This window comes from Cellulophaga sp. F20128, assembly GCF_023015805.1.
Taxonomy (GTDB): domain Bacteria; phylum Bacteroidota; class Bacteroidia; order Flavobacteriales; family Flavobacteriaceae; genus Cellulophaga.
On record NZ_JALKBA010000005.1, the window covers coordinates 197831 to 222191 of the forward strand.

Consider the following 24361-nt stretch of genomic DNA (forward strand, 5'->3'; position numbering starts at 1 on the left):
CATAGTAATTGCGGTTTTGTGAACATCATAAAATAGGAACACTCACAAAACCGGAATTATTTTACTCTTCTGCCTTCAATATAGAAATTAGTATGAGGCTGTTAATTAAAATCTGTTATCACCATCTAACAAATCGCCTAAGCCACCTAACAAACTACCTTCTCCCTTATCTTTTCCTCCACGTGGCAAGGATGCCAATACTCTACCGGCCAACCTACTAAATGGTAAGGACTGTATATATACCGTTCCAGGGCCTCTTAAGGTTGCGAAAAACATACCTTCACCTCCAAAAATGGTATTTTTAATACCTCCCACAAACTCTACATCATAGTCTATGGTCTGAGAAAAACCTATGATACAACCGGTATCAACTTTTAAGACCTCACCAGGAGCCAGTACTTTTTTTGCCATAGTACCACCCGCATGTACAAATGCCATTCCATCACCTTCTAATTTTTGCATGATAAATCCTTCGCCACCGAACAAACCACGACCTAATTTTTTGGAAAATTCGATGCCGACAGAAACACCTTTCGCTGCGCATAAAAATGCATCTTTCTGGCAAATAAACTTTCCGCCTTTTTCAGACAAATCAATAGGTAATATTTTTCCGGGATAGGGAGAAGCAAAACTAACTTTCTTTTTCCCTTGCCCGATATTTAAGAAGGCGGTCATAAACAAACTCTCACCAGTAAGCATTCGTTTCCCTGCTGAAAATAGTTTCCCTAAAACACCTTTGTCTTGATTGGATCCATCCCCAAAAATGGTATCCATTTTAATATCAGTATCCATCATCATAAAACTACCTGCCTCTGCAACTACTGCTTCTTGCGGATCTAGTTCTATTTCTACATACTGCATTTCTTCTCCAAAAATCTCAAAATCTATTTCGTGAGCATTCATTTGTAAATTGTTTAATTGATTGACACTTATTTGTAGAAACAATTTCTATTTTGTTACACTAAAATGTAAAGATTATCGCTTTACTCGTATCGTCCATTCAAAATTAAAGGTAGAAACAACGACACCATCTTCATTGACACCTACAGATTGCATCGTAAAAACTTGTCCTTCTCCGGTTGCAATGGTCTTGGCTATAGCCTCTTCAATTAGATGACCATCTTCACAGGTAAAAGTAATTCTCCCCGTAGCCTTTTTAGTAAATTTTGCATTATTACCTGCCACCAGCATGGATATTTTTTTCTCACTTTTTGCTATTTGGTTAATCACTAAGATCCCAGTTGCATATTCCGCAGCCATTCCTTGTACAGCCCAAAACATTGATTTAAAGGGGTTCTGATTAAACCACCGATGCTTTACCGTTACCACGGCTTTGTTCGTATCAACATATTTTAAACGCACCCCACACCACCAGGCTGAGGGTAACTTAAAAAAGTTGAATACATTATATTTTCTAGTGCTTGTAGCCATTTTTGAATTTTAATTTTTATAAAAGTATTGAAAATAGTTGACAGTACAAATGTTAATCTTATGTTAATTTATAGTACTGTGCTTTGCATAATACCTTTTTAAAGATATATATTTGCATAGACAACTATTATGTGTGAATTATAGAACCTAATCAATTCTATTAAAAATGATTCGGACGGAGTTTGTTCATCAAATCAAAAACAAAATGGTTTTGGAATTTTCCAAAACAGAATTATGAAACTATGAAGATAGAAAACACAAAGGCACAAATGCGCAAAGGTGTTTTAGAATATTGTATTCTTTCCGTTCTAAAAGGAGAAGACAAATACACTTCTGAAATTCTTGCTACGCTTAAAGATGCTAAAATGCTGGTTGTGGAAGGCACAATTTATCCACTTTTAACTCGACTTAAAAATGCTGGACTCCTCACCTATCGTTGGGAAGAGTCTTCCTCTGGACCGCCACGAAAATATTATGGGCTTACCGATACAGGTGTACAATTTTTAAATGAATTAAACACGACTTGGGACGAGCTAAGAAATGCAGTAAACCTAGTTACCAACTCAAAAAAAACGAACAATGAATAAGACTATAAACGTAAACTTGGCCAATATGTTCTTCCATATTGATGAAGATGCATATCGAAAATTGCACAGTTACCTAGAAGCCATAAAACACTCCCTAAACAATGGTCCTGGAAGTGAGGAAATTATTTCTGATATCGAAGGAAGAATTGCTGAACTTTTCCAAGAAAAAATAAAAAACGAACAGCAAGTCATCACCAAAAGTGATGTAGATAGTATTATTAGTGTTATGGGGCAACCTGAAGACTATAGGGTAGATGAAGAAATGTTCGAAGATGAATTAAAGGGAAAATTGAAATCTAAAAAGCTGTATCGAGATATCGAAAACAAATACATTGGTGGTATTTCTGCCGGTATGGCTCACTATTTAGGTGTAAATCCGTGGTGGGTACGTTTGCTTTGGATTGTACTAACCTTAGCAACCTTTAGTGGGTTTATATTAATTTATATTTTATTGCTATTCTTAATTCCACAAGCAAAAACGACGGCTCAGAAGTTAGATATGCGGGGAGAGTCTGTTAATATTAGTACTATAGAACGCAAAGTTAAAGAGAGTTTTAACACGGTAACAGACAAGGTTAAAAACGCTGATTATGAAAAGGTGAGTCATAAATTTAAAAGCAGTAGTCAGACTTTCTTTGACGCCATAGGATCTTTTTTTTCCTTCATTTTCAAAAGTATTGGTAAAATTATTGGGGTATTTTTAATTTTAGTAGGTGGCATCGTATTAATAGGTTCATTTATAGGCATGTTTGTCGTGGGTTTTACTGATGCGTTTGTAATTAACGGCATTCCATTTTTAGACATTGCCCATACTACAAACGCACCCATATGGTTATTACTTATTATCCTCTTTTTATTGGTTTGTATTCCATTTTTCTTTCTACTCTACTTAGGCTTAAAAATTGTAGTTTCCAACCTAAAATCAATTGGACTTATAGCCAAATTAACCCTGTTAGGCTTATGGTTGGCTGCAATCATTGGCGCCACTATAATTGGAGTAAAACAAGCTACCTCCTATATGTTTAGAGGCAGTGTAAACCAAACGGAACAACTCCATTTTAATACACCTATAGATACCTTGATCATTTCTAGTAAATCGAGTCCTTATAACCAAAGGCCAGAAAACATTAGAATAAATGGGATGACACTTACTATAGATGATGACGGTAATAAAATATTGGTAGACAATGACTTTGTGTATAATATTAAAAAGTCTTATGACGCTGTACCTTCCTTAAAAATTCAAAAAATATCTCAAGGAAGTTCATTTGAAGAGGCACGCCAAAGAGCAGAAAATGTTAACTATGGGTATGAAGTATTAGGCAACACTATTTTACTAGACAATTTTTTAACTATGGATTCTATGAATAAAATTAGAGACCAAAGTGTAGAGGCAACCCTATACATACCAGAACATACGGTATTAAAATTTACAACTGATAATCATAGAAGTAATGTAGGTTGGGACACCCAATTTGACCAAAAGTTAAACAGAAATGAAGTACAAGAGTATGTATGGAAAATGGGGGAAGATGGGATCATAAAATGCTTAAACTGTCCTGTTGAAAAAGTAGAAGTTATTGAAAAAGAAATAAAACAAGACGCAGTTTCTGATAGCATAGTTAAAATAGATAGCACACAAATTGAAGTCTCTAAAAATTAAAACCATACAGTTCATCACTTAAAAATCACAATTGGGTAACTCCTATTCTTTATTTTAAACAAAATAGAAGAGTTTTGAATCATCAACTAAAAACAACAATTATGACAACACTATCTAAAATTACAATCGCATTAATTCTATCGCTGCTTGTTGCATCCTGTGCTTTTGACATTGGCAGCGGTAAAAAAGGAAACGGAATTATTATTGAAGAAAATCGGGAGATGGTCTCAGAATTTGATCAAATAGCTGCGGCAGAAGGCTTAGATGTTTTTGTTACTCAAGCCGACGAATTTAGTATTAGAGTTGAGGCCGATGAAAATGTTATGGACTTAATTGCTACGGACATAAAAGATGGGACACTTAAAATACACGCAAAGGAAAATATTGGGAAAGCCACAAAAAACATTTTTGTTTCCTTACCAACTATAACTGGTTTATCTAGTTCTAGTGGAGCCGATTTAAACACCAAAAACCAAATCAAAACAGATTTAATAGAATTAAATGCTAGTACTGGAGGCGATTTAAATGCAGCTATCCTAGCCAATTCCATAGTTGCAAATAGTAGTAGTGGTGCAGATATTACTCTCAGCGGTTCTACAAATAATTTAGACGCAGATGCAAGTAGTGGCTCTAATATTGACGCTAAAAACTTAAATTCTAAAAATTGTGAAGCGGATGCTAGTAGCGGCGCAGGCATTGAAGTAGTGGTATCGGAATCTTTAATTGCAGATGCAAGTAGTGGAGCCGATATTTCATACAGTGGTACCGACAATGTAAAAAAAAATAAATCTTCTTCTGGCAGCGTTAAAAAAAGATAAAAAAAAACATTAGAAATACAGTTAATTTAGACCAATCTTGTTTTGATAACAAGGTTGGTCTTTCTATATTAGTACAAATTTAAACCTTGCTATGAATCTTACATTATCCAAATATATACTACCTCTAAAACATACTTTTAGTATTTCAAGAGAGTCTCATAATACCCAAGACAGCATGATCGTTAGCCTTGGTCATCAGGGTAAAATTGGATATGGAGAAGCTACCGCCAATCCCTATTACCACATTACGTTTGAGAGTATGCAAAAGGAGATTGAAAACATACGAACAGAAATTGAAAATTACCCATTTACTACGCCCGAAGATTTTAATCGGTTTTTGGTGCAAAAAAAATTAAGTAATTTTGCCAGCTGTGCGCTAGACCTTGCTGCACATGATTTATACGGGAAAATTGTAAACCAACCCTTGTATAAAATATGGAATACAGATCCTACCAAATACCCAATTACCAATTATACAATAGGCATAGATACCATTGAAAATATGGTTTCTAAAATGAAGGAACAACCTTGGCCTATTTATAAAGTTAAGCTTGGTACGGACCAAGATGTTCAAATTGTAAAAGAATTAAGAAAGCATACGGATGCTATTTTTAGAATTGATGCAAACTGTGCGTGGACCGCTGAGGAAACCATAGAATATGCACCTGAGCTTAAAAAATTAGGTGTTGAGTTTTTAGAGCAACCCTTAAAAGCAGATGATTGGAATGGAATGGAAAAAGTAATGCACGCTAGTGTACTGCCCGTAATTGCTGACGAAAGTTGTATTGTAGAGGCTGATGTTGAAAAATGCGGATATCATTTTAACGGTATCAATATAAAATTGACCAAATGTGGCGGACTCACGCCAGCACTTAGAATGATTAAAAAAGGAAAAGCAATGGGTTTAAAAATTATGGTTGGTTGCATGACAGAATCTTCAGTAGGTATTTCTGCCGTGGCACAATTGGCCCCGCAATTGGATTATGTAGATATGGATGGCGCTATGTTACTTAGCAAAGACATTGCCAATGGGATACAAATACAACCCAATGGAAAACTTATTTACCCAACCCTTGGAGGCTCTGGCATTACCTTATTATAATGACGACTATTGTTTCTTCTTTTCCGGGTAGAAAAATTAAAGTTAATGGCGCCAAAAAATTGTATTTCGGAGGTACCGCTTACTTAGGCCTACAAACACAGCCTATTTTTTTAAAGCTCTATAGAGCTAACCTTAAAAAATACGGCAGCAATTACGGTGCTTCTCGGAAAGCTAATATTAAAATAGACATCTTTGATACCGCTGAAAATTACTTAGCAAAAGTTGTAAAAAGTGAAGCTTGTATAACCGTATCTTCTGGGTTTTTAGCAGCACAATTGGCCTGTAATTTTTTTAAATCTAAAGGGCATACAGTATTTTATGCCCCTAATTCTCATATTTCATTACACCACTACAATTCTAAAAATAGCAGTTCGTATTCCGCATTATCCAAGGCCCTAGAAAAACACTTGAAAGCAAACAGTAAACCCCCTGTAGTTTGTATGGATAGCTTGGATTTTAATGGTGCCAATTATCCTAATTTTATGGCATTGCAACAATTGCCATTAGATAAAATAATCCTTATTTCCGATGATTCTCATGCCATAAATTTGCCCTTAAATAACGGTGGTGGATGCTTTTCTTTACTCCAGCAATTACGACCTAAAGAATTAGTCGTTTGCACCTCTTTGGGAAAAGGATTTGCCGTACAAGGTGGTGCTTTATTTGGAACAAAAGAACGAATGGAACAATTAAAAAATACTGCTTTTTATGGGGGTGCTAGTCCGGCATCACCGGCAAACCTAGGTGTCCTATTAGCTGCTGAACCTATTTACAAAAAAAGACGAGAGCGATTAGCCAAACATATTGTTACCTTTCTAGCAAATACAAAGCATTTGGAGCATTTTAGCTTTACTCCAAATCACCCAACTTTTAGTTTTACCAATCAAAAAATAACACAATACTTAGAGGCTCACAATATCCTAGTTACCAATTTTAATTATCCAAATGAAGATTCTCCTACAATGAGTAGAATTGTGCTAAGTGCGCATCATAAAAAAAAGGATATTGAATTGGTTTGTAAGCTTATAAACACCCTTTTTAAATAATTGCCACCAACTTTTGAGCGACTAAGAAGTTTCCGTTCGTTCTTTTTCATTTACCTGTAACTTGATAAAAATTGTAGCTAGCAGGGAAATAGCGTCTAAACTCCATCTTATTTTTTCTGCTAAATACTATGGCTATTTACCACTTTTAAAAGGAGCTCAATTTTCTTATCCACTTCTGTATTTAAAAAATTACAAACCATAGCAGCAACTGGTAAAATCGCTTAAAATACCGCATTCCATTTTAAATAGTTCCGTTCTTATGTTCATAAAAAAATATGGTAATCTAAATAAAAAGTAGTAACTTATTAGTATTAAATAACTTAATCACTAAAATTTGAACATTATGAAAAAATTTATTGGATTAATTTTATTGATGCTGCTGTTAGTTTCTTCTACTATAATTTCAACATCAAAGACAAAGAAAGCTTCAATTGAAGGAACTTGGGAACTCATAAGTTTCTATAAATATGATGGCAAAGATATCACGGATACCGTACCTACTATTGACGGATATAGACAAATTAAAATGTACAATAGCGGTAAAGTAATGTGGACAAGATATGTCCCCAATGACTCTGTAGAATGGTTTGGATATGGGACTTACAAAACCACTAAAAATTCACTGACAGAAAATCTAGAATACATGTCTGCCTCTATGCGCAAAGCTGCAAAATCACTGTATATTTATAATTTTGAACTACAACTAACCAAAACTAATTACAGTCAAATAACCGTAGACGATGAAGGAAATAGGATTTTTTCTGAAAATTACAAACGTATCAATTAAACCTAAAAAAAAAGGAGCATTCAAAGTAAAATGAACGCTCCTTTTGTATAATTATGCTTTCTTTTTATTCAATACTAGCCAAATAACGCTCAGCATCTAAGGCAGCCATGCATCCTGTTCCTGCAGCAGTAACGGCCTGTCTATATTCTTTATCTTGGACATCTCCACTAGCAAATACACCAGGCATATTTGTTCGCGTAGACTTTCCTTCTGTAATTAAATAGCCTGTATCATCCATTTCTAATTTTCCCTTAAAAATGTCGGTATTTGGTTTGTGACCAATAGCTATAAACAATCCTGTAATGGCAATTTCTTCTTTTTCCTTGGTTTGGTTATTCACCATACGCAATCCTTCTACTACCTGTTCTCCTAATACTTCGTCTACCTCCGTATTATACTTCACCGTAATATTAGAAAGGTTGTTTACCCTATGTTGCATGGCCTTAGAGGCACGCATCTCATCCTTACGGACTAACATGGTTACATTTTTACAGATGTTTGCCAAATAAGAAGCTTCTTCTGCTGCAGTATCTCCTGCCCCAACAATTGCTACATCCTGCCCCTTATAAAAGAAACCATCACAGACTGCACATGCAGACACACCGCCACCTCTTAGGCGTTGTTCACTTTCTATCCCTAAATACTTGGCCGTTGCTCCGGTAGAAATAATTACGGTTTCTGCTTCTATCGTATTTCTATTGTCTACCACAACCTTATGAATACCACCAATTTTATCACTAAATTCTACGGCAGTAACCATTCCAATTCTCACTTCAGTACCAAAACGTTCTGCTTGCGTTTGCAGTTGCACCATCATAGTTGGCCCATCTATACCTTCTGGATATCCCGGGAAATTATCAACCTCTGTTGTAGTGGTCAATTGTCCTCCTGGCTCCATTCCTGTATACATAATGGGTTTTAAGTCTGCCCTAGCCGCATATATTGCAGCTGTATATCCTGCTGGTCCTGAACCTATAATTAAGCATTTAATTCTTTCTATCGTATCAGACATAATTTATTCTTATTTTTTTTGAGACAACAAATGTAATTTTTTTAGGCTATATGATTCCCTAAAAGTTATCAATAGTTATAATACAATCATAATCATACACTATTGTGAGCTTATTGTACCATTTGCAACGTTGCTACGGTTCTAAAGCCTGTATGCTCGGCAGAGGAATCTGTACTAGAGGCCATACGTGCCGATATTCGATAACTTGCACAATAAGAGTCACTACACAAAAAGGATCCACCTTTAATAACCTTTTCCTTTACATAAGGGTTTTGAGGGTTGTATGCCGTTGCCGCTCCCGACGGGTTTTTTACAATTGAATTACTGGACTGTTCTTTATAATAATTGGTATTGTACCAATCTCCTGTCCATTCCCATACATTTCCTGCCATATCATATAACCCGTATCCGTTAGGTTGATATGATTTCACAGGAGCTCTATTCTCAAAGCCATCTGCCTTGGTATTTTTTACAGGAAACTCCCCTTCCCAACTATTGGCAGTCTTAGAGAGTTCTTTTATATCATCTCCCCAAAAAAAGATAGTCCCGTTTTTTCCACCACTCGCTGCATATTCCCATTCCGATTCAGTAGGCAATCTTCTTCCTGCCCAATTGCAATACGCTAAAGCATCTTCATAAGCAATCTGCACTACGGGATGATCTTCTAACCCTTTTATAGAACTATCAGGTCCGTTTGGATGTTTCCAATTGGCACCAATGGTCCAATGCCACCACTGAGAAAAATCGTAAAGATTTGGTAGGGTAGATTTTGTTTTTTTAAAGGTTAAAGATCCTGGTTGTAAAATAGAGTCATGTGGCTTTGGAGTGCCTTCAGGAACTTGTTTTTTCATTTCTTCCCAATCTATTTCTCGTTCTGCAATGGTGAGGTAACCAGTTTCCTTCACAAATTTTGAAAATTGTGCATTGGTTACTTCTGTGATATCCATAAAAAAGCCATCAACGGCCACCTTATGAACCGGTTTCTCATGATCCATGGCCATTTTATCTTGAGGAACTGCCCCTTGCTCAAATTCCCCTCCCGGTATCCAAACCATTCCTTCCGGTGTCTTTACACCTTCGGGCACTTCTTTTATGATTTTAAAATCTATTACTTTTTTAACTTCTGTTTTTTCAGTAGTACTAGTATCTTTATTAACGTCTTGTTTTTTTTCTTCTTTACATTGCACAACGAATTGTACGATAAAAAACAACGCTAAAAATTGTACTGTACCTATAACTTTACCTTTCATAACCTTCCTCTATTACTTTAAATAATTGCTTATCACAAAGATATCAATCTCTATAAAAAAAACTCGTGATTCCAATAAATAATTGAATCACGAGTTCTTTATGATGTAAAACTTTCTTAGCTGTAGAACTAACTATAGCTTATTCTTCCATTGGATGTTCTTTTAATAATTCATCTGGAGCATAAAATCCTTTTTTATCTTTAATTTTTTCTCGAACTTCTTTCACTTTCTCAGGTGAAATTGCAGATGCTTTATTTCCAAAAGAATTTCTAACATAGGTTAATACTGCGGCAACCTCATCGTCCTTCAACATACCTTCAAAAGGTGTCATTGGCACTTGACCAGGGTACTGCTTCCCTAAAACCTCTATAGGTCCCATTAAGCCTTTTAACGTCAGTTTAATCAAGCGTTCTTCATTACCTATAGCCCAATGCGATTTTGAAATTGGCGGGAAGCCTGAAGCCTCTAAACCTTTTCCGTCGGGTTGGTGACAAGTAACACAGAAACCTTCTCTGTTGTATATTTCTGCCCCTTTCACATACAACGCTTTTTCTGCTCCTTTTAAGGTTGTTTTAACCTTAATAGCATCTGGATCTTCACCCATACTATGTCCATTTAAATGTGCCACAGCCGCTTCATAGGGTTGTTTCATCCAATCATCTAAAGGCATTTTCCCTGCTTCTTCTAATATTGGATTCCCCACTTCTGGTGTTAACCAAGATGCGGCCACAAATGCTTCTAGTCGAACGCGAGGGTTTTCATCTTGTACAGCTTTTAGCAATAATTCGGGCTGGTTTTTTATTTGGTGCCCTGCATAACGCAATACTTTTACTGCAGCAGCTCTTGCTCTAAAATCTTTGGCACTAAGCATTTGGTTTAAAAGATCGGCATCAATTCTATTTAATCCCCAAGTTGTCCATAGTGCTTCTAGCATATGGTGCTCATATCGGGCATCATTTTTATCCAAACTAGCCGTCCATGCTTTTAGTTTTGCTAACACCTCATCAGCATCTCTAGCTCTTAACTCCCTTTTAGTTCGGTAGCGTGTTCTATATTCTGGAAGTTTTAAATTCTCTAACAACTCATCAATAGAAGCATCTGCAACCTTTGCAATTTTAACAAGAGGTCTTGAAGGGTATGTAATTCTATAAATTCTTCCATGTACATGATCTCTAAATGGATCACGTGCATTGTGTTGCATGTGTCCAATTAAAACATTGTGCCAATCTATAAAATATAAAGATCCGTCTGGTGCAAACTCTAAATCTACAGGACGAAAGTTTTTATCTGAAGACTTTATCAAATCTAATCTATGCTTACTAATATAACCTGCTGATTCTGGATCATCAACTATAGAATGTTGCTTTGCTCCTAAAAATCCAATGGTATTATTAATTAAAATATCCCCTTGTACCTCATCTGGAAAATGACTACTAGAAACAAATTCTAAACCAGAAGTTGGTCTAACTCTGTGCGCATTTTCTAATAAGTTTTTTGGCCTAGGGTTTGCATTTCCATATCTTGGTTTAATTGTTCCTGGCATCATCCAAGTCATATCCGGTCCAGAAGTATGTTCAAAGAAATTTTGACCCCATTCATCAAAGGCAATACCCCAAGGGTTTGGAATAGACAATTGAGCTGTACGCTCTAAATGATGTCTTTGCGGACTGTATCTGTAAAAACCACCATTGGTACCACGTACTGGTCCATAAGCGGTTTCTACGTTAGTATGTAAAAATACGCCTTCACCCATATATATAGCTCCCGATGGATCTGTAACAAATGCACTAATGGCATGGTGGGTATCATGATCGTCAAAACCACTTAAAATTACTTCTGTCTCATCTGCTTTATCATCACCATCTGTATCTTTTATCAACACCAAATTAGTTCCTTGAGACACATAAACACCTTCGGGTGCAAATTCAAATCCAATGGTTAAACTTAAGCCATCTGCAAACACTGTTTCTTTGTCTGCCTTACCATCATTGTCTGTATCTTCATAAATTATAAGTTTATCGTTGGGTTTGCCATCTCCTGGCTTGTAGTGCGGATAACTTGGCATTACACCAACCCATAATCTTCCCTTATTATCAAAAGACATTTGTACTGGATTCGCTAAATTTTCAAACTCTTCCTCAGAGGCAAATAATTCTACCTTATAGCCTTCAGCAGTTTCAATAGTAGCCTCTGCTTCTTTCCCATATAAATAATCTGGATTTCCGTTCTTATTACTTTGCTTATAGTTGGTTTCAACCTCTGGAAGTTTTGAAGTTTTTGCATCCGCAGCAGCTAAATCCATTGTTTTTCCTTTTACTGCTTCCCAAATCGCTTGATCGCGAATATCGGTCATCTCTCGAATTTTTTCTACTTCAAAAGGATAGTTAGCAGGTCCAAAAGGATTGTAACGTCTTCCGTAAGCATGTACACCATTTGGAATCTTATAATCATTATGCCAAAACCAATTTTTTTCCATTACGGCATCATGAACTAAACTTCTATTAGCTTCAGCTTTAGTACTAGTTTCACCAAATATTTTATCTGCTAGCAGGGTTGAAAATCGTTGGTATCCAAGATCATTTAACTGAAAACCATCTGCAGTTAAATCGGCCTCTTCTGAAGCATACCAACTTTTTGTTGGAGCAAAAGCATCTACAAACAGCACATCATTAGCCGCTGCAACCTCTTGCATGGCTTTGGTGTACATCTCTAAATTTTCATTTTCTTTTACACCATTAGGTAAGTCCATTTTAGCAGACAAATCTTCAAAAGCGATAGGAGAAACAATTGCCAGTTTAGGAGTATTTTCCCCATTGTATTGCTGCTTTTTTGTATGATCTATAAAAGCTTGTAATTCTGCTTTGTAGTTTTCTAAACTCGCTGCTCCTTCAAAAGATTCATTATATCCAAAAAATGCAATCACAATATCCGTCTTCAACATTGTAAGCCATTCATCTGGTGTAGGAAAATGTCCTGTACTTCCTGATTTTTGAGCTAATTCGGTTTGAAAAACCTCAGCCCCAGGAAAAGCCCAAGGAGATTTACGAGAAGAGTGCGGCCTAAATCCTGGTGTATTACCACCATCTCCCATATTTCGTATATACAATAAACTATCTGGGTATCGCAATTGCAACTCCGTTTCAAAATGGCCAAAGTTTATCATTCTTGAAGCCAAGTTATTGCCCACAAAGACAATATGATCGTTTTTATGTACCTTAATTACATTTTCGTTTGTAGCATTGCCACAACTATACATGGCCAAAACCAAACATAGCATCGCTACCATTCTTTTACACATTATTATTGTTTTTGTTTTCATAATTTACTTAATATGGTATGGATCTAATTTAAATTTATATGTTTTCCTTCTGCTGCTGATAGTTCACATGCTTCAATAATTTTCTGGCAAGTAATTGCATCCTCTATAGTAGACAAGGGTGCTTCATTATTTCGTACCACATTATTAATAAAATGTGTTGCTGTATTTTTTATCGTCTCTGGATAACTCTGGTACGTTTGCGAATGTGCACCATTTCTATCATTTATCACCCAATCTCTATAACTGTAGCGTGTACTCCCTTTGGTACCAATTACTTTTATGATACAAGTCCACGGATCACCAGCGTGATCATCATTGGCAAAACTAGCACATAAATGACTTAAAGAACCGTTTTGCATTTGAATATTTGCCATAGCCACATTTTCTTGAGGTGCCAGGGTTGCATCTACCGTATGTTTAAAACAGGAAACTGTTTTTGGTTGTCCGGCCAAATAAAGCATGGTATAACTATGATGTGTCAAAATTTGTCGAATTACGCCTGGGTACCTCGCTCTTATTTCATCAGCATGGTGAATATTGTACATCATATAAAACTGAGTCACTTTTCCCAGTTTGCCACTTTGTATCATTGCTTGTGCACGATTTATACTATCTTCATAAATATAATTGTGTACCGGCATGCATTTTACCCCAGCTTTCGCAACTGCTTTTTGCATTTGAAGAAGTTCAGCTATACTAGAAGCTGCAGGTTTTTCTACCAAAATATGCTTTCCAGCTTCCGCGGCTCTTATTGTATACTCACAATGCGTTTCCATATTGGTTAAAATAAAAACAGCATCTACAATGGGGTCATTAAACAAATCATCTATAGTGGCATAGGTCTTACAACCAAACTTATCTGCTTTAATTTTTCCCTTTGCAAAAGTTCTATTCCACAAACCAACAAGTTGAGCCCCCTTCATATTAACGATAGCCTCTGCGTGTAAATCTGCAATATCTCCTGCTCCAATAAATGCTATTCTTATCGTTTCCATATTATTCTACGGAATAATTTAATGTTCCCTTTTCTGCCATGGCTTTAAATTCTAACAAAGAATGTTTTACGCCATTTTCAATACTTGTTAATGGAATGCTTTTAAATGTTTTTTGAATTTTTTCATGACTTAAATCCGACACAAAAATATTAGGTGTTGCTTCTTTGGAAATAGACAAACTCACGTAGTCTTCCATACCTAAAGCATTAGCTTGCTCCTTAACAATCGTTAAAAAGTCTTCAATACCAATGGTTTCGCCTTTGATATTAAACGCGCCAAAGCCACTGTATTCTTCCAAGGTACAAGCAGCAAAATGAGCACCTACATCTTCTACAAAATGATAATTTTCTCGTCCGTCATACGGCATTTCAAAAGGAATTAACTTTCCTAAAACAGCACCCATCGCAATGGCTTTTATCGCATTTGTTGGGGCAGATGTTTTTCCCTTATCTCTCCCCTTTCCGTAGGTAGTGTTGATCCTCAAACAAACTGTGGGAACTTTGGTTGTGTCATAAAACAAACGCGCCAAGTGTTCGCCTGCCAATTTCCAGATCCCATAATGGTTTGGTGGTGCCAATTGCGCATCTTCGGTAATACCAGGCTCTGGATACATAGCTCTAATGCCATACACCGCAGCCGAACTTGCAAAAACAAATCGCTTGAGGTTGGGTAGCTTTTCGGCCACATCAAACAAGGCCATTGTTCCGCCGGTATTAATTTCCATTCCTTGAATATGGTATTTGGAACAGTCGGGACTTTGATAGGCACCTAAATGTATAATATGTGTTGGATTTACCTTTGTAACTACGGCTTCAATAGCATCATAATCGGCAACATCCAATTTTACAAATTCTATTCTAGGGTCCAATTCCTTACCTAACCACAGTTTTAAAGGATCTGTATTGTTTGACCTAGTAGCGACTACAATTTTTCCAACTTCTTTGGATTGTAGTAATTTATATATGGTAACGGATCCTATACAACCCGTTCCACCTGTAATAAATATTGTATGCATTTTATATGTTTAGCAATACGCTTTAAGCTAAATGCTTATCGCTCTATTATTAATGTTAATTTATAGACCACTTCTGGCATCCTCCGGTTGTTCTTCCAAAAGTTACCGCCTACTAAGGTATCAATTCATTTTTATAACAGCCTTTACATTATTGGCTTTTATTGAATCTTCAAAGGCTTGAGTAATATCTTCAAAACTATACTGGTTAATATACGCTTCAGATGGAAATACGCCTGTAGCCATTAATTTTTGAGCTACCATATAATCATCACGGCAAGACCCCATTGAACCTCGCATGTTTAAGGAGGTCCGTGTTAAGTGCGTTGCATTTATAGCAACTTCTTTTGGATAGGTCGCGATTACGCAAATATCGCCTTCTGGTTTAACAACGCTTATTGCCTCTGTAAGTACAGGAGGCACCCCTGAACATTCTATCACTAGATCTACCTGACCATTTTTGGTTCCAAATGGAATCCCCTTTGCATCTACAATTCCTTTTTTCAATTGATCTGAAAGTGAATTTTCTGGCGATACTTCAATGGTAATAAATCCTTGTTCTTTTGCTTTTTTTAGTCTTTTATCTCTATCATGGGCTATCCCAGTAATAGCAACTCTTGCTCCTGCTGCTCTTGCTAGTTCGGCCGACATTAATCCAATGATACCACATCCGGTAACCACCACATCTTGACCAGGTTTAATGTTAGCCTTATTGTGCAAGGCATTAACCACTACAGACAAGGGTTCTACCAAAGCCCCTTGTTCTGGTGTTAATCCATCCATTAATAGTACAACCCGATCCGATTCTAAAACTACTTGTTGTCCGAAACCACCATTTCTATGAAATCCTATTATTTCTTTAGAAGCACATAGGTTCCACTTGGAAACACTACAGGCCGGACAATCTTCTTTCTGACAACCCAACATAGCAAGTGGAGTAAAAATATCTCCCACTTTTAAGTCGCCATGATTTCCAGGTCCTAATTCTAATACCTCAGCGCTAAATTCATGGCCAATAATTCTTGGACGTTGTACCCAATCAAAATTAGACTTTCCTAAAGACGCACTGTTATCTGAACCACAAATACCTGTGAATAGTGTTTTTGCTAATATTTCTCCTTCTTGTAATGCCGGAATTTCCATAGCAACAACAGACGTATTGCTCGTAACAGGAATTGTACTTGCCGGCGTAATTTTTTCTTTACCGTGTAAACAAAAACCTTTTATAGTTTCACTCATTTTCTAGTTTATAGTTGTTCGTTGAAATTTAGTACTTCGTGAATTCTGATCATTAATTTAACTCCTTAGACTTTAGACAAAAAAATAATTCATTCATCCTACTTAACTCCAATGTTCTATTTTTTTTCTTTCCAATTTACGCCTGTATCTTTCCAAGTTTTAGCCTTGGCAGAATTGAGCACTGCTTCACAAACTTTTTGTGTTTCTTGGGCTTCTCTAAATGTTGGCGAACAAGGTTCCCCGGCTGCTAAGTTTTTTAAGAAATCAGCGATTTGATGTACAAAACTATGCTCATAACCAATAGATAATCCCGGTACCCACCATTTGTCCATATACGGATGATCACCATCTGTTACATGAATAGAACGCCAACCTCTTTCATTAGATTCATCTCTGTGGTCAAAATATTCTAAACGCGTTAAATCTTGTAAATCCCATTTGATAGAAGCATGTTCCCCGTTAATTTCAAATGTATACAAGGCTTTATGTCCTCTTGCATACCTAGTAGATTCAAAAACACCGAGGGAACCGTTGTCAAAATGACAATGAAAAATACACGCATCATCAATACTTACCTTTTGTGTTTTTCCCGACTCAGAATGCACCCGTTCTTTAATAAAAGTCTCTGTCATAGCAGATACATCTTTTATCCCTCCATTCAACCACATTGCGGTATCTATACAGTGCGCCAAAAGGTCACCTGTTACACCAGAACCTGCGGCATCATTATCTAAACGCCACAATCCTTCACCTCCTTGAGGTAATTCTGGACTAATGGTCCAATCTTGTAAAAAATTTGCACGATAATGAAATATTCTACCCAACTTTCCAGCGTCAATCAATTGTTTTGCCAAGGTTACTGCAGGCAGTCTTCTATAATTATAATATACTGTATTAGGCACCCCTGCCTTTTCAATCGCATCTACCATAGGTTGTGCTTCGGCTACCGTACGTGCTAATGGCTTTTCGCAGAGCACCATTTTACCAGCCTCAGCTGCTGCAATTGCTATTTCTGCATGCATATTGTTTGGCGTACAGATATCTATAGCATCAATATCATCACGCGCAATTAACGTTTTCCAATCTGTTTCTATCGATTCAAATCCCCATTGATCAGCAAAGGCTTGCACGCGTTCCTTATTTCGTGCGCAAACTGCTTTTAACACAGGTCGATACTCTAACTCTGGAAAAAAATCGCCTACTCTTTTATAAGCATTCGTATGCGTTCTTCCCATAAATCCGTATCCTACCAATCCTATTCTTAATTCTTTTTTAACTGACATATGTACTTTTATTCAAAATTAAAGACGTCTTGTCTTTTCTGTTGTTTATAATTTTTTTACTATTCTGCTTCGTACCAACCGTGTTGCTGACGTACTTTTATCATGGCTCCTAAAATATCGTTCCACGTCTTAGGCTGATTCATCACATCGTTAGGAAACATACAGCCATCCCAGCAAATATGTTTGAACTTCTTAGTCAATATCCCATTTTCATCACGCAACCAATGTCCCGCATCTACAGGAATATCTAACTTTCCATTGGGATCGGCTGCTTGGCAATGCCTTCCTGTTTTATCATGTGATCCTGCTCCAAAAACAGTTCCATCATTCTGTGCAACATGAAAATCGATAGTCCAAGGTCGCAAGGCTGCAGTAACTGTTTTTAATCCTTCCGTTAAGGTTGCTCTATCTTCCCATTTAAAATCCTCAGGTAATATTCTTTCATCTGGTTTGTTGTACCCTAATAGATATAATAAGGTGTGCGCCATATCTGCCTGAAAACCAATATTGGGTCTATCTACCGCTTCTAAGGTATTTACCATAGTTTTCCAACCGTGCATACCTCCCCAACATATTTCTCCCTCAGCAGCCAGAGATTCTCCATAGTCTGCCGCAACATCACAGGCTTCTCTAAAGGTTTGGGCAATAAGTTTGGTATTAGCTACCGGATCTTTTGCCCAAGTTTCTGGATTCACAGAAGAATCAATACGAATTACGCCATTGGGACGAATACCCATATCTCGTAATTTTTTACCTATAATACTCGCTTTTTTAACTTGCGACACAAACATTTCGCGTTCTTCCTTAGTACCCATTGCAGAGCCACCACCAGTACCTGCCCATATAGGAGCAACCAAACTACCGATTTCTAAATTTTTGGCACGCGCCATATCGGCCATTTTTTTTATACCGTCATCTGAAGCGTCAATATCCAAATGAGGATCAGCCACAAACAAATCAAAACCATCAAATTTTACACCATCAACTTCTGCCGCTGCTGTAAGATCAATCATTTTTTCAATAGAAATTGGTGGTTCAGAATCTGGACCTTTACCAACTACACCGGGCCATGAAGCATTATGAAGCTTAGGGAAATTATTCTCTTGCATACTAATTTAATTTTTTGTTTTATTATTTTTAAGTACCTCTCCAGGCATTATCAAAGAATTCCAATCTGACAAGTCAGATGGCTTTACATTCTTTTTATAGCCCTTAAAGTTAAAAGTTGTTGGCAAATATTCTCCAACAAAATCAATATTATTGTTGTTTTTAATTTCTGTTTCCATTCCAACTCCCCAAAAACAAGCATTAATCAACATCCTTCTAAAGCCATTACTCAGCAAATCTTCAGAAGCGCCATGAGTAGTTGTAAACACCTTTCCACTTACACCGTTTTCCAAAACATATTTCCGAACCCAAGCAACCGGCATTTCTTCTTTGGTTGTATCAGGTTCTGAATCAGGGGTCATCCCATTTAAAATCCTTCCTCTAGCCAATACTTTTAAATCTAAGCCTTCTGGAAATGCTTTATACCCTCCACATTGTGCCCAAGCATCTGTTACACCACGCATAATAGGATGAAGTTTATTAGACTCATCAATTATGAGGTTCGAGGCTTGTTTGTGGTTTTGACCGTAATGTCCAACCCAAGTTTCACCCAATATCATTTCACCAAAGCCACCTTTCCATGATTTTCTAGGTCCATCGTAATTATAATTATAATGTTCCCAGTCTGGACCTTCTATACCTTTAAAAGCGTGGGTTGATGTTCGCAAGCCTATTACAGAACCTCCGCGTTCTATATAGTCATTGATATGTTTTAGTTCCGATCCCTTAAAATTGGCGAAACGCGTAAATAACACCATTAAATCGGCATTCTTTAGTGCCTTTAATCCTTTGATATCAGATCCACCCGGAAAAATATACCCCTCTTCATCCAACGCCCAAATAACCGTGCATTTAAATCCATAGCGTTTTGCAAGAATTCGCGCTAAAGCTGGCAACGATTCTTCTCCCCTATATTCATGATCCGTTGCAATAAAAACAATATGTTTCCCTTTTCCAATACCTTTAGTCCCCTTGTAAACAACCTTGTAATCTTTTGCTTTATTTTCTGATTTTTTAAGAGAATCGCCGCTAATACTAAAAGTATCAATTTCCTTGAAATTAACAGCATTGGCTTCAATAAAAATACTAAAAAATAGCACAATCAAAAAAACAGCCCTATACCTTTTATTTAATTCTCTTTTTAACCCCATCTTTTTTACTAAAAATTAAATTAATTAGTGTTTTCACAAAACTAAAACACTCTATCGTTTAATATTTCCTCTTTCTTACTAAAAGATGACACTTTTTTATCATAAATTAGCAATCTGATCTTTTTTAAAGAACAATTATGAGTGGTCCAAGTATTGAAAAAACATTAACAAGCAAACAAACTTTTATCTTTAAAGATTTAACGGATAAGTATTTTAACCCGAATTGGCATTTCCACACAGAATTTCAAATCTCCCTCATTCTAGAAGGTACAGGCACTCGATTTGTTGGTGATCAAATCCAGTCATTTGGGGAAGGAGATTTAGTACTCACAGGAACCAACCTCCCTCATTTATGGAGGAGTGACGATGCCTATTATGAAAAAAATAGCAAACTAAAAACCAAAGCATTCGTAATCTATTTTGACAACAATCTCCTTAGCAGCACCCTTTTAGAAAAAGAAGAATTTTATAAAATAAAAAAACTGTTAGTGAACTCTGCTAGAGGCATTGAATTTTATGGAGAAACTATAAAAAAAATAAAAAAAATATTAATACAGTTAGGAAAGGAAAAAGGGTTTAGTAGAATTATCAAATTACTAGAGATTATAGATGTATTGTCTAAAAGCGAAGATATTAATTTGTTAGCCAGCCCAGGGTATAACAGTAATGGTTTAAAAAGTGATGATGCCGAAAAAATGCGCATTGTGTATGACTATGTTATGAAGAACTTTAAAACTAAAATATCCCTAGATGAAATTGCTGATATGTTAAATATGACAACAACATCGTTTTGCAGGTACTTTAAGCCAAGAGCCAATAAAACGTTTACGAGGTTCGTAAATGATATTCGTATAGGACACGCCAGAAAATTACTTCTTGAAGACAATTATAATATTTCGGAAATAAGTTACGAATGCGGCTTTAATGCCTTGTCTAATTTTAACCGACAATTTAAATCCATAACCGGAAAGAGTCCTAACGAATACCGCAGTTTATTTTTAGATATCAAAGCAAGAATTTAACTACTAGCCAAGCAATATTATCCTAGAACTTCTAAGGAAAGACAGAAAAGTGTCATTATTTAACAAAATATAGGAATATAAAAGAGGGGAATACATATAAATTTGTTGGAAATGGATTTTGACACTTTCCGTTTTTTTTATGCGAAGTAAAATAGAATTTATATTTTAGAACCAATTTATAAAATTAATAAGCATTACAATTAAAATAAATCAAAACAATCAAACTTATGAAGAATACCAACATCGAATCTGAAACTAATGCAAAAAGGCTTTTTTACGGAAGCTGTTTTGCACTGATTACCACAGCCTTTTCATTCGCAATTGCTGCGGGTATATTAACCGAACTCATAGACGAATTAGGATTATCTGCTAGTCAAGGAGGACTTATCACATCCATGTGGTTTTTAGGGTTTCCTATCTCCATGGTAATTGGCGGCCTAATCTATCATAAAGTGGGCGGAAAAGCAATAATGCAATTTGCGTTTTTTGCACATGTAGCTGGTATTTTATTGTTAATTTTTTCAGGGAGCTATATGCTTTTACTTGTAGCAAATTTATTAATAGGTTTAGGGAATGGTTGTACAGAAGCAGCTTGTAATCCTATGATTGCGGATGCCTATGAAGGCAATAAGATGAGTAGGATGATGAATCGCTTTCACATGTGGTTTCCAGGAGGAATTGCAATAGGAATTTTATTATCTGGTTTAATGAATCACTACGGCATATTAGGTCAGAATCAAGTATGGTTATTATTAATTCCTGCTCTTATATATGCTTACTTGTTTTATGGTCAAAAATGGCCAAAAGCAAAATTTCAAGAAGCAGCAACCTTAACGGGAAATATTAAAGCAATGATATTAAATCCGCTATTTATATTTATTGCAATATGTATGGCGTTAACTGCAATATCTGAATTTGGCCCTAACCAATGGGTTGGTCTTATTTTAGCTAAGAGTGGTGCAAACCCTTATTTAGTTTTAGCCTTAACTGCGGGATTAATGGCAGTTGCTAGATTTTTTGGAGGAAGTATGGTTGCTAAGTTCGACCAAACAGGTGTTTTGCTAGGATCTGCGGTTTTAGCAACATTAGGACTCTATCTATTTAGTACGCAAACAGGTTCAATGGCTTATGTAGCTGCAATAATTTTTGCATTGGGAATAGCATATTTTTGGCCTAATATGATTGGATTGGTAGCAACCAAAATCCCCAAAAGTGGGGCATTAGGCATGTCCATAATTGGTGCTATAGGTATGCTTTCAACTTCTATATTTCAACCCATTATTGGAGGTTGGATTGATGCAGACAAAGCTGCAGCAGTTGCGGAAGGTTATACAGGAGATGAACTTGAAGTTGTTTCTGGCCAAGCAACAATGGGTACAATGGTCATCTTCCCAGCCATACTAATTGTACTATTTACCGTACTTTATTTTTGGATGCATAATAAAAAAGCAACAACCGAAACCGTAAATGCTTAAAAATTGGCATTGAATAGATTAATCAAAAATTAAGCATTTCAAATATGAAAATAGGCATGAACATGCTGCTTTGGACCAACCATGTTACGGAGGAGCATTACCCAATAATTGATACTTTAAAGAAGACAGGATATGATGGCATAGAATTATTTCTAGGCGAAGGTGATCTAAAACACTATTCAAAATTAGGCTCTCATTTTTCAGCTATTGATATGGGGGTAACCGCAGTTGCCGCTTTGAGCCCTGAAGAAAACATTGCTAGCCCTAACAAGGCTTATAGAGATGCCGGTTTAGATAAACTTAAATGGTCTATAGATATGGCAGAAGCCGCCAACGTTGAAGTAATCTGCGGACCTTTTCATTCTACTTTTGCCTATTTTACAAGACAACCTCCTACACTAGAAGAAAAACAATGGAGTACAGAAATGTTGCGAAAAGCTGCAGAATACGCAGAGAAATCTAACATTATACTTGCCCCTGAAGCCGTGAATAGATTTGAGTGTTATTTGTATAACACCATGGCAGATTTAAAAGGAATGGCAGAAGCCGTAAATCACCCTAATTTAGGTGCGATGTACGATACACACCATAGCAACATTGAAGAAAAAAGTCAATCTAGTGCTATTAAAACCATTGCTCCAGTACTAAAGCATTTTCACATAAGTGAGAATGACCGAGGAACCCCTGGAAGCGGACAAGTAAATTGGCCTGAAGTTTTTTCGACAATAAATGAAATTAAATATGATGGCTGGTTAACCATTGAAGCTTTTAGCACCATTATTCCTGAGTTTGCCAATGCCATTAATGTTTGGAGAGATTATTCTTCTTCGGAAGAAATTTATACCAAAGGATTAGATTTCATTAAACAAGGTTTAAAAAACAATAGATAATTATATACACAGTACATTATGAAGAATTTATTTTACGCTTTTACTTGTTTAATTCTTATTTCAGCCTGTGCTGAAAAAAAGAAGGAAACAAAAGAAATAGAAACAATAATTGAAGCGCCAAAACAGTGGCTAACCTTTAATGGTACCGATAAAAACGCAAAACATATTGTTTTAATATCTGGTGATGAAGAATACAGATCAGAAGAGGGTCTCCCTCAGTTAGCAAAAATATTATCTCAACATCACGGCTTTAAATGCACCGTTTTGTTTGCTCAAGATGATAAAGAACCCGGTATTGTAAACGCAAATTATGGTAAAAACATCCCTGGCCTAGAAGCATTAACTTCTGCCGATATGATGATCATTCTAACCCGATTTCGTGCTTTACCTGATAGCCAGATGAAACATATAGATGACTATTTAAAATCTGGAAAACCCGTACTAGGAATGCGTACTGCTACCCATGCCTTCAATTTCAAAAAAGAAGACTCAACCAATTACAGACATTACAGCAATGGATATAAGGGTGACAAAACAGAATGGGAAGATGGCTTTGGACGTTTTATATTAGGTGAAAAATGGATAAATCACCATGGTTCTCACAAACATCAAAGTACAAAGGGCATTATTGCTGATGGCGCATCAAACAGTCCTATTGTAAACGGAATTTCTAATGGAGATGTCTGGGGATCTACTGATGTATACGGCGTACGTTTGCCAATGCTTGAAAATGTTACTCCTATTATCTTAGGACAAGTTGTCAACAGAAATGGAGAATTAAATCAAGAAGATATTTTCTATGGTATGAAACCAACCGATGACGATGTTGCTACAACAAACGCAAAAGGTTTAAAACTGAATGACCCTATGATGCCTGTAGCTTGGACAAAAACCTATAAATTGAAGGATGGAAAAGAAGGTAAAGTTTTTACAACTACGCTTGGATCATCTAATGATATACTTATTGAAGGAACGCGAAGACTTTTGGTAAACGGTGTTTTTTGGGCATTGGATTTAGAAGTGCCAGCGAAAGCGAATGTAGAATTAGTTGGTGACTACTCCCCTACTAAATACGAGTTTCGTAAAAACGAATACTGGTTGGATAAAAAAATAAAAGTTTCAGATTTTGAGTAAATAATACAGTAATAAACTACTTCTAGTTCATTGCTTAT

At 36.2% G+C, this 24361-nt stretch carries 21 protein-coding genes; 10 read left to right on the forward strand and 11 right to left on the reverse strand.

What is annotated here, in order from left to right:
* Positions 1-105: 105 nt before the first annotated feature.
* Positions 106-903 (reverse strand): TIGR00266 family protein, encoded by a 798-nt coding sequence (locus tag MWU65_RS07420; protein WP_247076586.1) that lies wholly within the window; start codon positions 901-903, stop codon positions 106-108.
* 72 nt (positions 904-975) lie between these two features.
* Complete coding sequence (locus tag MWU65_RS07425) at positions 976-1431, reverse strand: DUF4442 domain-containing protein (RefSeq protein WP_247076588.1); 456 nt, start codon at positions 1429-1431, stop codon at positions 976-978.
* A gap of 242 nt (positions 1432-1673) precedes the next feature.
* On the opposite strand from MWU65_RS07425, the gene MWU65_RS07430 reads away from it, so the two are divergent.
* The 6 genes from MWU65_RS07430 (at position 1674) to MWU65_RS07455 (ending at position 7434) form a co-directional block, all read left to right on the forward strand.
* Positions 1674-2018, forward strand: a complete 345-nt coding sequence (locus MWU65_RS07430) for a PadR family transcriptional regulator (RefSeq protein ID WP_247076590.1) — start codon at positions 1674-1676, stop codon at positions 2016-2018.
* Entirely contained in the window at positions 2011-3681 is a 1671-nt protein-coding gene (locus MWU65_RS07435; RefSeq protein ID WP_247076592.1) for a PspC domain-containing protein, read from the forward strand. The genes MWU65_RS07430 and MWU65_RS07435 overlap by 8 nt, the downstream gene beginning before the upstream one ends.
* Before the next feature lie 101 nt (positions 3682-3782).
* Positions 3783-4499, forward strand: a complete 717-nt coding sequence (locus MWU65_RS07440; RefSeq protein ID WP_247076594.1) for a head GIN domain-containing protein — start codon at positions 3783-3785, stop codon at positions 4497-4499.
* A gap of 91 nt (positions 4500-4590) precedes the next feature.
* Positions 4591-5601, forward strand: coding sequence for a dipeptide epimerase (locus MWU65_RS07445; RefSeq protein ID WP_247076596.1), 1011 nt, complete (start codon positions 4591-4593; stop codon positions 5599-5601).
* Positions 5601-6647: an aminotransferase class I/II-fold pyridoxal phosphate-dependent enzyme gene (locus MWU65_RS07450; RefSeq protein ID WP_247076599.1), complete on the forward strand. Its 1047-nt coding sequence runs from the start codon at positions 5601-5603 to the stop codon at positions 6645-6647. Before MWU65_RS07445 ends, MWU65_RS07450 begins: the two co-directional genes overlap by 1 nt.
* A gap of 343 nt (positions 6648-6990) precedes the next feature.
* A complete protein-coding gene (locus MWU65_RS07455; RefSeq protein WP_247076601.1) occupies positions 6991-7434 on the forward strand; it encodes a hypothetical protein in 444 nt (147 codons plus the stop codon).
* Positions 7435-7498: 64 nt separating this feature from the next.
* Here the strand turns inward: MWU65_RS07455 and trxB are convergent, their stop codons facing one another.
* The 9 genes from trxB to MWU65_RS07500 form a co-directional block, all read right to left on the reverse strand.
* The gene (gene trxB / locus MWU65_RS07460) at positions 7499-8446 is read right to left on the reverse strand and encodes a thioredoxin-disulfide reductase (RefSeq protein WP_247076603.1); all 948 of its coding nucleotides are present in this window, start codon (positions 8444-8446) and stop codon (positions 7499-7501) included.
* 110 nt (positions 8447-8556) lie between these two features.
* Positions 8557-9696, reverse strand: coding sequence for a formylglycine-generating enzyme family protein (locus MWU65_RS07465; RefSeq protein WP_247076605.1), 1140 nt, complete (start codon positions 9694-9696; stop codon positions 8557-8559).
* A gap of 139 nt (positions 9697-9835) precedes the next feature.
* Positions 9836-12994, reverse strand: coding sequence for a PVC-type heme-binding CxxCH protein (locus MWU65_RS07470; RefSeq protein WP_247076606.1), 3159 nt, complete (start codon positions 12992-12994; stop codon positions 9836-9838).
* Positions 12995-13038: 44 nt separating this feature from the next.
* Positions 13039-14010 carry a Gfo/Idh/MocA family oxidoreductase gene (locus MWU65_RS07475; protein ID WP_247076607.1) on the reverse strand — a complete coding sequence of 324 codons (972 nt, stop codon included), beginning with the start codon at positions 14008-14010 and terminating at the stop codon, positions 13039-13041.
* A gap of 1 nt (position 14011) precedes the next feature.
* On the reverse strand, positions 14012-15025 hold the full coding sequence (locus MWU65_RS07480) for an NAD(P)-dependent oxidoreductase (protein WP_247076608.1): 1014 nt from the start codon (positions 15023-15025) through the stop codon (positions 14012-14014).
* 120 nt (positions 15026-15145) lie between these two features.
* On the reverse strand, positions 15146-16261 hold the full coding sequence (locus tag MWU65_RS07485) for an alcohol dehydrogenase catalytic domain-containing protein (RefSeq protein ID WP_247076609.1): 1116 nt from the start codon (positions 16259-16261) through the stop codon (positions 15146-15148).
* 116 nt (positions 16262-16377) lie between these two features.
* Positions 16378-17544, reverse strand: coding sequence for a Gfo/Idh/MocA family oxidoreductase (locus MWU65_RS07490; protein ID WP_247076610.1), 1167 nt, complete (start codon positions 17542-17544; stop codon positions 16378-16380).
* A 59-nt stretch (positions 17545-17603) separates the two neighbouring features.
* The gene (locus MWU65_RS07495; RefSeq protein WP_247076612.1) at positions 17604-18653 is read right to left on the reverse strand and encodes a TIM barrel protein; all 1050 of its coding nucleotides are present in this window, start codon (positions 18651-18653) and stop codon (positions 17604-17606) included.
* A 6-nt stretch (positions 18654-18659) separates the two neighbouring features.
* Positions 18660-19802, reverse strand: a complete 1143-nt coding sequence (locus MWU65_RS07500; RefSeq protein WP_247076614.1) for a ThuA domain-containing protein — start codon at positions 19800-19802, stop codon at positions 18660-18662.
* Between the two features lie 137 nt (positions 19803-19939).
* On the opposite strand from MWU65_RS07500, the gene MWU65_RS07505 reads away from it, so the two are divergent.
* The 4 genes from MWU65_RS07505 to MWU65_RS07520 all read left to right on the forward strand — a co-directional run bounded on the left by MWU65_RS07505 (position 19940) and on the right by MWU65_RS07520 (position 24323).
* Complete coding sequence (locus tag MWU65_RS07505; protein WP_247076616.1) at positions 19940-20824, forward strand: AraC family transcriptional regulator; 885 nt, start codon at positions 19940-19942, stop codon at positions 20822-20824.
* Positions 20825-21051: 227 nt separating this feature from the next.
* Positions 21052-22299, forward strand: a complete 1248-nt coding sequence (locus MWU65_RS07510; RefSeq protein WP_247076617.1) for an MFS transporter — start codon at positions 21052-21054, stop codon at positions 22297-22299.
* A gap of 44 nt (positions 22300-22343) precedes the next feature.
* Complete coding sequence (locus tag MWU65_RS07515; protein WP_247076618.1) at positions 22344-23189, forward strand: sugar phosphate isomerase/epimerase; 846 nt, start codon at positions 22344-22346, stop codon at positions 23187-23189.
* Positions 23190-23207: 18 nt separating this feature from the next.
* Complete coding sequence (locus MWU65_RS07520) at positions 23208-24323, forward strand: ThuA domain-containing protein (RefSeq protein ID WP_247076619.1); 1116 nt, start codon at positions 23208-23210, stop codon at positions 24321-24323.
* Positions 24324-24361 lie beyond the last annotated feature (38 nt).